9 protein-coding genes are annotated in these 13,064 nt (G+C 63.1%); 5 read left to right on the top strand and 4 right to left on the bottom strand.

Annotated elements, in window-relative coordinates; genetic code table 11:
• Nucleotides 1-68 precede the first annotated feature (68 nt).
• The gene (locus tag FFS37_RS27640) at nt 69-1,034 is read right to left on the bottom strand and encodes a DMT family transporter (RefSeq protein WP_408631454.1); all 966 of its coding nucleotides are present in this window, start codon (nt 1,032-1,034) and stop codon (nt 69-71) included.
• A gap of 30 nt (nt 1,035-1,064) precedes the next feature.
• Between FFS37_RS27640 and FFS37_RS27635 the strand changes: the two genes are divergently transcribed.
• Nucleotides 1,065-2,069 carry a LysR family transcriptional regulator gene (locus FFS37_RS27635; RefSeq protein ID WP_171026446.1) on the top strand — a complete coding sequence of 335 codons (1,005 nt, stop codon included), beginning with the start codon at nt 1,065-1,067 and terminating at the stop codon, nt 2,067-2,069.
• A gap of 70 nt (nt 2,070-2,139) precedes the next feature.
• On the opposite strand, the gene FFS37_RS27630 is transcribed toward FFS37_RS27635, so the two are convergent.
• The 3 genes from FFS37_RS27630 to FFS37_RS27620 all read right to left on the bottom strand — a co-directional run bounded on the left by FFS37_RS27630 (nt 2,140) and on the right by FFS37_RS27620 (nt 5,740).
• A complete protein-coding gene (locus FFS37_RS27630; protein WP_232375786.1) occupies nt 2,140-2,628 on the bottom strand; it encodes a GNAT family N-acetyltransferase in 489 nt (162 codons plus the stop codon).
• Between the two features lie 5 nt (nt 2,629-2,633).
• A complete protein-coding gene (locus tag FFS37_RS27625; RefSeq protein WP_137934149.1) occupies nt 2,634-4,688 on the bottom strand; it encodes a bifunctional aldolase/short-chain dehydrogenase in 2,055 nt (684 codons plus the stop codon).
• 86 nt (nt 4,689-4,774) lie between these two features.
• A complete protein-coding gene (locus tag FFS37_RS27620; RefSeq protein WP_137934148.1) occupies nt 4,775-5,740 on the bottom strand; it encodes a sugar-binding transcriptional regulator in 966 nt (321 codons plus the stop codon).
• Between the two features lie 203 nt (nt 5,741-5,943).
• On the opposite strand from FFS37_RS27620, the gene FFS37_RS27615 reads away from it, so the two are divergent.
• The 4 genes from FFS37_RS27615 (at nt 5,944) to FFS37_RS27600 (ending at nt 13,047) form a co-directional block, all read left to right on the top strand.
• Entirely contained in the window at nt 5,944-7,584 is a 1,641-nt protein-coding gene (locus tag FFS37_RS27615; protein ID WP_137934147.1) for an acyl-CoA synthetase, read from the top strand.
• A gap of 281 nt (nt 7,585-7,865) precedes the next feature.
• Nucleotides 7,866-8,471, top strand: coding sequence for a TetR family transcriptional regulator (locus tag FFS37_RS27610; protein WP_137934146.1), 606 nt, complete (start codon nt 7,866-7,868; stop codon nt 8,469-8,471).
• 47 nt (nt 8,472-8,518) lie between these two features.
• Entirely contained in the window at nt 8,519-9,661 is a 1,143-nt protein-coding gene (locus FFS37_RS27605) for an efflux RND transporter periplasmic adaptor subunit (protein WP_137934145.1), read from the top strand.
• A gap of 242 nt (nt 9,662-9,903) precedes the next feature.
• Nucleotides 9,904-13,047: an efflux RND transporter permease subunit gene (locus tag FFS37_RS27600; protein ID WP_137934144.1), complete on the top strand. Its 3,144-nt coding sequence runs from the start codon at nt 9,904-9,906 to the stop codon at nt 13,045-13,047.
• Nucleotides 13,048-13,064 lie beyond the last annotated feature (17 nt).

Here is a 13,064-nt window from a genome sequence, read left to right as displayed (position 1 = left end):
CTGCAGCAGCCTGTTGCAGGCGGCTTTTTGTTGCGAGCGGCCTTACGCTTCAGATCGCCAACACTGGGTCAGGAGGCCCGAGACACGAACGAAGTCACGCGTCGCGCACCGTGGAATATCCGGATTGTTGTAATGACACCCGTGATCAGAACAGCGATCCCGGCGGTTTCGGCTATCGTCGGCAGGCGGTCATGGGCAGCCAGGCCGAACACCGTACCGAAGATGGTCTCAGACACCAGCAATTGCGCAGACAAAGCCACGGGAAGCCTCCGCGACGCGAATGTCCATGCCAAGGCCCCGCCGATGGACGCAAAAACCGCCAGTGATGTGCCCCATAGATACAGAGGCGCTGCATTGTCCCAGCCGAGGCCGAGATGGGGAATGTTGAAGACATCCAGCGCCAGGCCGGCGGGAACAAAGGCGAGCATCTCCAGCCCACCGCCTGCTAGGATAAGGGCGGTCCAGATTCCCGCGTCCATTTCTGGCCGTTCGGCGAGAGCCTTTTGGTTGGCGAGACCGAACCAGGTCCAGAGGCCGACGGCGGCAATCGCCAACAAGATGCCGATCGCGGGTGATTTTGCGCTTGCCATGCTCTGATGATCGAAGACGCTTGCGTTGACGAGCGCCAGGCCGATTGCCGTCAGGAGCACTGAAAAGACAAGCGCACGCCAGGAAACCGTCTTGCGGCTAAGATTGCCGGCAATCGCCAGTACAACCGGAACCAGGCCGAGAAACGCGGGCGCGATCACGGGACCTGCGAAGATCGCGGCGCCTGCCACCGTCAGGAAATAGGCAAGATAACCGATGAATCCCAGAAAGAAGGTTGCCACCCAATCGTTCGCCTTGAGGGCGAGCAAGTCGTTCCTTCTCAATAGGAGAAACAGCATCCCGAGCGCGCCTGAGATGACGAAGCGGAACAGAGCAAAATCGAAAATCGTGTAGTCGCCGATAACGAAGGGAACGACGAAGTTCAAAGACCAGGCAAAGGCGCCGAAAAGAGCTGCCAGAACGCCGGTCACGAAGGAATGGTTCACGGCCGACATGCTCCGGAGTGTTTTCAAGGAATGCATTTGCCATCCGGGCTGACGCCGGGCGGTTGCAAGCGATATGGCTTTCATAAATGGAAAACTACGCCTATTCTCGGCAGGTCATTTTCTGAAAACAGAACGATGAATTGGAACGACGTTCGCTACCTCCTTGCTGTCGCCCGTCATGGTGGCCTCACCGGCGCAAGTCGTGAGCTGAAGGTCAGTCAGTCGACCGTGGCGCGGCGGGTCGAAACCCTGGAAGCGGCCCTTCATACGCGGCTCTTCGAACGCCGCACGAACGGCTACGAACTGACGGAAGCCGGGCGTGGGATGGTCGAAAGGGCCGAGGCGGTTGAATCCCGCATGGTCGAGATGGCGAGCGATTTCCGCGGCCAGGACGCCGAAATCGCTGGAGCCGTTCGAATATCGACCATCGAGACGCTTGCGGTGCCGATCATTATCCCCCGTCTGGCCGCCTTTCAGCAGAATTACCCAGGGCTTTCGCTCGGCGTCGCGATCCAGGCGTCATTTGCGAGACTGCCTCAAAGGGAGGCTGATATAGGGGTGCGCCTCTGCCGGCCGGAACAGGGCCTCTTTGCGGTGAAGCGCCTAGGCATGCTGGCATTTGGGCTATACGCTTCGCCGGAATATCTATCGCGGCATCCCGCGGGTGGCCGGTCTCACCCGATTTCCGGTCATCAACTGATCGCCTGGTCTGACCCGGTTTCCTATATCGCGCTGCCTAAACTCATGCGTTCCTGGACAGTCGATGGCACGATAGCTCTCACCGTCGACTCCATGCAGGGACAGATGCTTGCCATCCGTTCAGGATTCGGGCTCGGTATCCTGCCATGCATCATGGCGAATGCGGACGAGAAGCTCGTGAGGCTTCATCCGCAATCATGCCATCATGAGGAAGCGATCTGGCTTGTCGTCCATAACGATATTCGGCACGCGCGCCGGATAAGGGTCGTGACCGAGTTCCTCGAAGCGACGATCAAGGAGCAGCAGCCCGCGTTGTCGGGTTCAGGCGGAACCTGAAAACTTGCCGGAATTCCCGGCATGCGCCTGTCCTCGCCCGCAGCGGACCTTTCCGCCAGCAGCCCCGATATCAGGGCCTCGCAGCCAGCCGCCTGACTTGGAAGCCGGTTTTGTTCTGTTCGAATCCGGCGCCTCGATAGAAGGCAAGTGTCGCCGGCTCGGTCGTGCCGGTCAGCAGCATGGCCTTGTAGCAGCCATGCTCCCAGGCGATCGAGACCGCGCTTTCCAGGAGTGCGCGTCCGAAACCGCGTTTGCGGCGAGACGCGGCCGTCACCACATTCTCGATCAGCGCGTAGGACATCCCGCCTCTGGTCAGGTTGGGAATGACCACGAGCGTACAGGACGCCACGAGTTCGCCGCCATGCCAGCCGCCAAGCACGACACTGCCAGGATAGGCCGCAAACCGTTCGAGGATAGTCTCTGCCTCTTGCGGTGACACGACAGCATCACCGGAGTTGAGGTGCTGGTAGAGAGCGGCCAGCGCAGGCAAGTCGGCGGCCTGGACAGCCCTGATCTCAAGGCCGCCGGACATCTTCTCGCCGGGCGCTGCCGCACTCATGGCCTTTACCGCAGCGCCGCCGCGATGTTGCCGCCGTCGACCGTCGTCACATCGGCGGTCGTGCGATCGGCCAGCGCGTGATGCAGGAAGGCCTGCGCCACGTCCTGCGCCGTCACTTCCTGGCCGAGCAGGTTGCCGGACATGTACTCCTTCTCCGACACGCCGCGCGCCCCCGAACGGCTGGCGATCATCGCGTCGGTCAACAGCCCCGAGCGGATGCGGTCGGCATTGACCGCGTTCGAGCGGATGCCGTACGCGCCGTAGTCGAGCGCGTACTGTCTGGACAGGAACAGCGTTGCCGCCTTCGGTATGCCGTAGGCACCGAATTTCGGGCCGGGATTGATCGCCTGCTTGGAAGTGTTGAAAAGCAGTGCGCCACCGGTGCCTTGTTCCAGCATGATGCGCACCGCGTTCTGCGCCGCCGACTGATGGGCGAAGAAGTTGAGCTCGAAACTCTTGCGCAGCAGCGCGTCGTCGAGTTCGCCGATACGGCCCTCCCAGGCGGCACCCGCATTGGACACCAGTATGTCGACGCCGCCGAACACCGCGACCGCCTTGTCGAAAGCGGCGCGCACCTGCGCCGGGTCGGTAATGTCGGCGCCGACGCCGATCGAATTGTTGCCGGCTTTCTTGGCGGCGTCAGCCGCCTTTTCGCCGTCGAGATCGACGACGACGGCATGCGCGCCATTGTCGGCGAACAGCTTGGCGGTCGCCGCCCCGATGGCGCCCGCGCCTCCGGTGATCAGCACCACCTGGCCGGTCAGCGGCTTGGGCTTGTTGGAGGCGAGCTTGGCCTGTTCGAGTGACCAGTATTCCAGCGGGAAGAGGTCGGCCTTGGACAGCGGATGGAAATGGCCGACGGCCTCGGCGCCGCGCACCGCCTCGATCCACATCTCGCCGACATCCGACGCGATCCTTGCATCCTTCAGCGTGCGGCCGTGGCCGAACATGCCGAGCCCCGGCACCAAGGTCAGCCGCGGCATCGGGTCGAGCATAGTGCGCTTGACGTCGTCGAGCGCGTCATTGGTCTCGAAATAGGCGCGGTAGTCGCTGGCGAAAGCGTCGACATGGCTCTTGATGACAGCCTTGTAGTCGCCGGCCTTGTCTCCATCGGGCGCCGGCACCGCCATCGGACCCGTCTTGATGCGGATCGACAGATCCGGCGTGGAGACGCCGCGCGCCGCATAGTCGGCGATGGCGGCCGAATTGATGAAGTCGACAATCGCGTCCGAGGTGCGGAAATCGCTGATCATGCGGTCGAAGCGGCCTTCGCCGCGAGGCGCCGCGACAGCGCCGCGCAGCATGGGCGAGATCGCTCCCGGCGTCGCGAGCCTTGCCGGCAACGCCGCCTTCGCCGCTGCCGGTTTGGCGTTCTTGGCGACATAATCCTCGGCGACGTTCACATAGTGGATCATCCGGTCATAGGCCTGCCGGGCGTCGTCGCCGAAGGTGAAGATGCCGTGCTTGTCGAGGATAAGGCCTTCGACGGTGGGGTCGGCGTCGAAGACATCGGCCGCAGCCTTGGCAAGGTCGAAGCCCGGCATGATGTAGGGCACGTAACCCATCTTTGCCCCGAACACCTTCGCCACCAGCGGCTTGCTGTCTTCCTGGTCGACGATGGCCAGGATGGCGGTCGAATGGGTGTGGTCGACGAATTTGTGCGGCAGGAAGGCGTGCAGCAGCGTCTCGACCGACGGGTTGGGCGAGGAGGGGTCGATGAGGTTCGCCCGTTGCAGCGCCACCATGTCCTCGTCCGAAAGCCTGTCCAGCTTGCGTGCCTTGAGCAAGGCGCCCATCTTCACCGCCGGCAGGCCTTGCGGCTCGATGACGGCCATATCCCAGCCGCTGCCCTTGACGCACAGCACGTCCCATTCATCGCCCACGAGATCCGTCGCCTTGATCTTGCAGGAGGTGTTGCCGCCGCCGTGCAACACCAGCTGTGGCACGCCGCCCAAAAGCCGCGTCGTGTAGACGCGCAGAGCGAGGTCGCGGCCGACGCCCTTCTTCGCATAGTCGGCAACGAGTTTCTCGGCCGCGTCGTCGTTCCACAGGTTCTTCATTTTCGCTTCGTCCGGTTGCTGTCTTGGGTGGTGAAACAGGAATGCCGCGACGCCTTGATGACAATGCGTCGGCAAAGGGTTGGCTTTCAGGGTGTCTTTGGCGCTCTCGTTTCTGCGTGATCGAGCAGCCGGCGAGCAATGTGCGCGCCGATCACAAGATGGGTGCATAGTCCTCCGGCGATGGCCGCCAGCAAGGGTTTAAACTTGCTGTCCTCTTGCACGACTATCAGCCGCTTGGGGATGGCGCGCAGCGAGGAGAGTTCGGCGGAAATCACCCGCCTGTTGTAGCTGCAGTCGAGCACATTGCCGTCGGCATCGATGATCTGCCCGGCGATGACGCCGGCGGCCCCCCGGCTGCGCAGTTCCGCCATTTCGCTTTGTGTCAGCGCGCCGCATTTGACCAGATGGCTCTCGGCGTCGACGGCGCCGGCCGAGTAAAGCGCCAGGTCACAATTGCTTATCCCGGACAATTGCTCGCGGATCACCGGCTCGGCGCGCAGCGCCTTCGCAAGCTCTTCCGTCGACAGCACCAGCGGTGCATAGAAATTGAGGCCCTTGGCGTTAAGCCGGCGCGCTATTTCCATCGTGCACTGGTCCGGCCGATAGGAGTAGGGCGCGCCGAGATTGCCGCAGAGCTGGACCACCGTCACATCCTGCAGGTCGGCATAGGACATGATGTCGGCGATCGTGTAGACGGTGCGGCCCCAGGCGACGCCGATGCGGTCGCCCTTCTTGACCAGTTCGAGAAAGACGCTTGCCGCCAGCACGGCGATGTCGGTCGACGGGTCCGGCACATGGCCGTTCTCCGGCGCGATCCACACAGCATTGAGGCCGAGCGCGTCCTCAAGCCGGCGCGCCATCACATCGTCGGTGAAAAGCTGGGTCGACGTGGAGATGTTGACGATGCCGGTCTCGCGCGCCTTGCGCAGATACATCGCCACCGAAGCGCGCGAAATGTTGAGCTGGGTCGCCACCTGGTCCTGCCGCAGGCCATGCGCATAGTAGAGCCAGGCGGCTTTGTGAATGAGCTGTTCTGCCGGTCGGATCGCCATGCCACCTCCTCGGCTGACAATAGTCACGGCTCTCGACAAAAGTCAAATTAGGATGCGAAGGCGCGATCGGCTGTCGGGGAACCTCATTCGGGATCGCTGTTCCACAAAGCCGGCGAAGCATAGCATTTTCAGCCATCCGGGGGGATAGCTTGATGCGAGCCCTGAGGCTAGAAAGCTTGGAAAAGCACTCTGGGGAGGACGGGATGGGAAATCCCTATGAGCAGGATCTCGACCGCAACGCCGCCAATCACCAGCCGCTGACGCCGCTCACCTATCTGGAGCGCGCGGCCAGGACCTATCCCGATCATATCGCCATCATTCATGGCAGCCAGCGCATCACCTACCGCGATTTCTGGCGCCGCTCGCTGAAGCTCGCTTCGGCGCTCCACAAGCGCGGCATCGGCAAGGGCGACACCGTAACCGTCATGCTCTCCAACACGCCGCCGATGCTGGAGGCGCATTTCGGCGTGCCGATGACCAAGGCGGTTCTGCATTCGCTCAACACGCGCCTCGATGCCGCGGTCATCGCCTTCCAGCTGGACCATGCCGAGACAAGGATACTGATCGTCGACCGGGAATTCTCTGATGTCGTCAGGCAGGCGCTGGCGCAAACCAAGGTGAAGCCGCTGGTCATCGACTATGATGATCCCGACTACGCCAGCGATGCGCCCTATCTGAAAGGCGAGCGGATCGGCACGCTGGACTATGAGGCTTTCGTCGCCGGCGGCGACGAGGATTACGCCTGGTCGATACCGGACGACGAATGGGACGCCATCTCGCTCAACTACACTTCGGGCACAACGGGCAATCCGAAGGGCGTCGTCTACCACCATCGCGGCGCCGCGCTGATGGCCTATACCAACACCATCCATGCCGGCATGGCCAAGCACGCGGTCTATCTCTGGACGCTGCCGATGTTCCACTGCAACGGCTGGTGTTTTCCCTGGACGCTGGCCGTGCAGGCCGGCACCCATGTCTGCCTGCGCTGGGTGCGGCCGAAGCCGATCTACGACGCCATCGCCGACCATGGCGTCACCCATCTCTGCGGCGCACCGATCGTCATGTCGGTGCTGATCAATGCCAGGGATGAGGACAAGCGTACGTTCGCGCAGACCGTCACCTTCAACACCGCCGCGGCGCCGCCGCCGGAGGCGGTGCTGTCAGGCATGGCGGATGCAGGCTTTGCCGTCACGCATCTCTACGGCCTTACCGAAACCTACGGCCCCGCGGTCGTGAACGAGTGGCACAGTGATTGGGACGCGCTCGACAAGGGTGCGAAGGCGGGCCGGAAGGCAAGGCAGGGCGTCCGCTATGCCGCACTCGAAGGCCTGACGGTGATGGACCCGGAGACGATGACCGAAACACCCGCTGACGGCGAGACCATCGGCGAAGTCATGTTTCGTGGCAACATCGTCATGAAAGGCTATCTGAAGAACCGCAAGGCGACCGACGAGGCCTTCGCCGGTGGCTGGTTCCACTCCGGCGACCTCGGGGTCATGCATCCCGACGGCTACATCCAGCTGAAGGACCGCTCCAAGGACATCATCATCTCCGGTGGCGAAAACATTTCGTCGATCGAGGTGGAGGACGCGCTCTACAAGCATCCGTCCGTGGCTTCCTGCGGCGTGGTGGCACGCCATGACGACAAATGGGGCGAGGTGCCCGTAGCCTATGTCGAACTGAAACCCGGCAAGGTTGCCACCGAGGCGGAGATTATCGAGCATTGCCGGTCGCTGCTGGCGCGCTTCAAGGTGCCGAAGACGGTGGTTTTTGCGGAGATACCCAAGACCTCGACGGGCAAGATCCAGAAGTTCCGGCTGCGGGAAATGGCGAAGGGGGTGTAGCGTCATCGCTGCTTCTTCATATTGATCCGCTTTCATTCTTTGGCCTGTGTCACGGAATGGATCCTAGGGTCTGCGCCGCGTCGCTGCGCTCCTTGCTTCGCCCTAGGATGACGAATTCTGGGGCGGCAGTCGCCAGTCGCGAGCGCCGGTTGTCGCATCCGCCCGCTGTCACCATCTGTCACCAATTATACGCGTACGTCGATTTCGCGTTGACTCCTCGCACCTTTGGATTTACGAGTGACGAAAATCAAAATTCGTCACTCGTAAATCGACAGAAGGCCATGTCCGAAGCCGCCAACATAGTCGCTGACGCCGCCAGACAGGAGAATGTGACACGCATTCTCGACTGTGCCGAGCGCCTGTTCCGGCACTATGGCTACGGCAAGACAAATGTCGCCGACATCGCCCGCGAACTCGGCATGTCGCCGGCCAACATCTATCGCTTCTTCGCCTCCAAGGTCGAAATCCACCAGGCCGTGTGCGGCCGCATGCTCGGCGCCAGCTACAAGATGGCCTACGAGATCATGCATCTGCCCGTCAGTGCCGAGGAGCGGCTGCGGCGCTACATCCATGCGCAGTACAAGATGACGCTGGAGGTCATGCTCGACGACCAGAAGGTTCACGAGATGGTCGTCGTCGCGCTGGAGCGTGACTGGGCGGTTATCGACAAGCATGTCAACAGCATCCACGACCTCTACGCCGAGGTGATCCGCGAAGGCATCGAGGCCGGCGAGTTCAGGCAGCAGGATCCTCAAACCGCCTCGCGCTGTTTCGGCGCCGCCACCGTGATCCTTTGCCACCCGCAGATGGTGGCGCAGTGTCTTGCCAAGACCAATCGGGCGATGCCCGACGAACTTATCGACTACGCCATCAGAGCCTTGAAATAACCGTCGCCCCGCAGGTCGACGTTCATCTTCAGTTCGGGAGTGCCAAGGTGTCTTTGTCCAATTCCACCATCCGCGGTCTGTCTGTCGCCGGCGTTGTCGCCTTCGCGCTCGGGCTTGCCGGCTGCAGCCAGGAGAAAACCGAGGTCAAGGACATCATCCGCCCGGTCAAGGTCGTCGAGATCGCCCCGGCGCATGACACGCGCACGCTGTCCTATTCCGGCTCGGTAAAGGCCCGTATCGAAAGCGCCCTGGCTTTCCGCGTCAACGGCAAGATCACCGAGCGTCTCGTCGATATCGGCCAGCACGTTGCGCCGGGCGATGTGCTCGCCCGCGTCGATCGCTCCGACTATGACCTTTCGGTGAAGAGCGCACAGGCCTCCCTCGACGCCGCCGAGCGGCAGGTCGAGACGGTGGAACTCGCCCGCAAGCGCGCCGAGCAGCTTTTCGCCAAGAATTTCGCGCCGAAATCGCAGCTCGAACAGGCAACGCTGACCTATGACCAGGCGGTCGCCACCCGCGACTCCGCGCGCTCGACGCTTGCCCAGGCCAAGAACCAGGTCGGCTATACCGAACTCAAGGCCGATCGGGACGGCATCGTCACGTCGGTCAACGCCGATGTCGGCCAGGTGGTCGGTTCCGGCACGCCCGTGGTCACCGTCGCGGTCGATGGTGAAAAGGAAGTGCTGATCGCGGTGCCGGAAATGGAAATCGCCGAGTTCAAGCCGGGCAAATCAGTCAAGGCGGGCTTCTGGTCAGACAGCGCGCTGGCGCTTGACGGCAAGGTCCGTGAGGTGGCTGGCAGCGCGGACCCGCAGTCGCGCACCTTCGCCGTCCGCGTCAGCCTGCCCAACGACCCGCGCGTGCTTCTTGGCATGACCGCCAACATCGAGGCGTCGGCGGTCAACGAAAAGCAGATGGTCTCGATCCCGCTCAGCGCGCTGGCGAAACAGGACAGCCAGTCGATTGTCTGGACGGTCGATCGTGGTGCGGACACCGTTCATGCCCGCCCCGTGAAGGTCGCCGAATTCGCCGCCGATGGCGTGCGCGTCGCCGATGGATTGAAGCCGGGCGACATCGTGGTCGCCGCCGGCACGCAGTTCATGACCGAGAATCTGAAGGTGAAGCTCGCTGGTGGCATGCAACAGCAATCCGCCTCCGCCGAGAGCGACGACGCCAGCAAGCTGCGCTGACGACAGACAGGTCGGCCGCGCGTTCCCGTGGCCGCAGGTTTCCGGGCGGCGTGCCCGAAGGTCGAGACGTCAAGGCCGATGTACCCCCGCATCGATCCTCGCGTCCCACCGCGATGAGTGTCTCCGCGCTCGGAAAGCTCGCCGCCCGGAAGCCCCTTGTGGAACGCAGATGATTTCCTTTCGCGCGCCGTGCCTGCCTGAGATATCGGGCGCCGGCGACCAAGCAAAGTGGACCAGCACCGATGACGACCTCCACTGAAGAAAAGCGGCCCTTCAACCTGTCGCGCTGGGCCATCGGCCACCCTTCGATCGCGCGGTTCCTGTTCGGTCTCATCATCATTGCCGGTGCGCTCGGCCTGATGCGCATGGGCCAGAAGGAAGACCCAGACTTCACCTTTCGCGTCATGGTCGTGCAGGCGATCTGGCCCGGCTCCTCGATCCAGGAGATGGAGGACCAGGTCGTCAACAAGATCGAGCGCAAGCTGCAGGTGACGCCGCATCTCGATTTCGTACGCTCCTTCACCCGCGCCGGCAGCGCCATCATCACCGTGCAGATCAAGGGCGACACCAATGCCGCCGAAGTGACGGATGCCTTTTATCAGGTGCGCAAGAAGGTCGGTGATATCGCTGGCGATCTGCCTCAAGGCCTGCTCGGCCCCTACTTCAATGATGAGTTCGGCGACACCTTCATCACCCTGCACTCGATCAGCGGCGACGGCTTTTCCTACCCCGAATTGAAGAAGTTCGCGATCCAGGCGCGCGACATGCTCTTGACGACACCAGGCGTCGAGAAGGCCGTCATCATCGGCGACCAGCCCGAGAAGCTTTACATCGACGTCTCGTCGAAGGTGCTCGCCGAGCGCGGCCTGACGCTGACCGATCTGCAGAACGCGATCAAGGGCCAGAACAATGTCGATCCGGCCGGCTCGGTCGACACCGGCGTCAATTCGGTGCGCATCTCCGTCGAAGGCGATGTCACCAGGGCCGCCGACATCAGGGAATTGCGTCTGCGCGCCGGCGGCCAGGTAACCCGGCTGGGCGACATCGCCACCGTGACCTCGGGATTGGAAGATCCCTTCCAGCGCAAGTATCGCTTCAACGGTCATGAAAGCGTTCAGCTTGGCGTCGTCATGGCCAAGGGCTTCAAGGTCACCGATGTCGGCAAGGATGTCGAGGCGACCTACAAGCGCTTCGAGGAGGCGTTGCCTTACGGCGTCTCGGTCGACCAGATTTCCGACCAGCCCGAGGTGGTCCGGGATGCCGTCAGCGAGTTCATGCACGCGCTTGGCGAGGCTCTGCTGATCGTGCTCGTCGTGTCGTTCCTGTCGATCGGCTGGCGTTCCGGCCTGGTCATCGCCATTGCCATACCTCTGGTTCTGGCGGCCACCTTTGCCATCATGTACGAGCTCGGCATCGACCTGCAGCGCATTTCGCTCGGCGCGCTCATCATCGCGCTCGGGCTGCTCGTCGACGACGCCATGATCGTCGTGGAGATGATGGAGCGCAAGCTGGAGGAGGGGCTGGTCAAGATCGAAGCGGCGAGCTTTGCCTATTCCTCGACCGCCTTCCCGATGCTGACGGGCACGCTCATCACCACCGCCGGTTTCATCCCGGTCGGCTTCGCCGCCTCCACCGCCGGCGAGTATGTGCGCACCCTGTTCTATGTCGTCGGCATCGCGCTGGTCGTGTCCTGGTTCGTCGCCGTCTATTTCACGCCGTGGCTCGGGCACATGATCCTCAAGCAGCGCAAGCATGCCGGTACCCATCACGATGCCTTCGATACGCGCTTCTACCGCCGGCTTCGCTCGACCGTCGGGTGGGCGGTGCGCCACCGCATCATCGTGCTGGTCATGACGCTGGTGACGTTCGGCACCAGCCTGTGGGCGTTCCAGTTCATTCCGCAGAACTTCTTCCCGCAGTCGTCGCGGCCGGAAATCCTCGTCGACCTCTGGTTGCCGGAAGGCACCAGCATCAAGGAAGTCGAGGCGCAGGCCAAGGCGCTGGAAGCCAAGATGATGGACGACAAGGACAAGCGCTTCATCGCCACCTATATCGGCGAGGGCGCGCCGCGCTTCTTCCTGCCGCTCGACCAGCAGTTGCGCAATCCCAACTTCGCCCAGATGCTGGTCATGGCCAATGACGAGCCGGCGCGTGAGCGGCTGATCGTCAAGCTACGCACCGTTCTGGCGCAGGATTTCCCCTCGATCCGCGCCAAGGTCGACCGCCTGTTCCTCGGACCGCCGACCGGCTGGCCGGTGCAGATGCGCGTCATGGGTCCGGACCGTCAGGAAGTGCGCCGCATCGCCGATCAGGTGAAGGCGAAGTTCCGGCAAGACCCGCTGCTGGGTGCCGTGCATGACGACTGGCTGGAGCCGGTGCCGGCGATGAAACTGGTCATCGACCAGGACCGCGCCCGCGCGCTCGGTGTCACCTCGCAGCGCATCCGCCAGATGCTGCAGGCAACCATGTCCGGCGCGCCGCTCGACGACTTCCGCGACGGCGAGGAGACTGTCTCCATCGTCGCCCGTGAACCGGACGCCAGCCGCAGTCTGCTGTCCTCGGTCGACTCGGTCTACATCCCGACCGACTTCGGCGGCTTCGTCCCGCTGTCGCAGGTGGCCAAGGTCGTTCCGGTCCTGGAGCAAGGCATCGAATGGCGCCGCGACCGCCTGCCGACCATCAGCGTGCGCGCCACGCTGCCCGACGGCATCCAGTCCAACGACGTCGTGACCAAGATGTACAAGGACATGCAGGGCCTGCGCGACGGCCTGGCGCCCGGCTACAAGATCGAGATCCAGGGCGGCGCCGAGGATTCGGCCGAAAGCCAGGCTTCCATCGCCGCCAAGGCGCCGATCATGCTGGCCATCATCGTCGTGCTCCTGATGATCCAGTTGCAGAATTTCGGCAAGGCGATGCTGGTGCTGGCGACCGGTCCGCTCGGCATCATCGGCGCGGCCGCCGCCCTTCTGATCAGCGGTGCGCCTTTCGGCTTCGTCGCCATCCTCGGCGTCATCGCGCTGCTCGGCATCATCATGCGCAACTCGATCATCCTGGTCGACCAGATCGACCAGGACATAGCCACAGGCATGGACCGCTCCGAGGCCATCATCGGCTCGGCGGTCCGCCGTTTCCGGCCGATCGTGCTGACGGCGATGACGGCGGTGCTGGCGCTGATCCCGATCTCGCGGGCCGTGTTCTGGGGGCCGCTGGCCTATGCCATGATGGGCGGCATCCTGGTTGCCACTGTGCTCACCATCCTGGTGCTGCCGGCGGGCTATGCCCTGTTCTTCGGCCGTGAGCCGAAGAAGAAGCGTGACGCCGATGCCGCCGAAGCATCCGCGGCGGAGCAGCCGGAGAGGCCGCAGCTGGCGCTGGCGGCCGAATAGAACGGTTCCATCGGATC

It is taken from the genome of Mesorhizobium comanense (assembly GCF_005503535.1).
Classification (GTDB): domain Bacteria; phylum Pseudomonadota; class Alphaproteobacteria; order Rhizobiales; family Rhizobiaceae; genus Mesorhizobium; species Mesorhizobium comanense.
The sequence above is the reverse complement of the archived record's forward strand: the minus strand, read 5'-3'. Positions and strand labels throughout refer to the sequence as shown.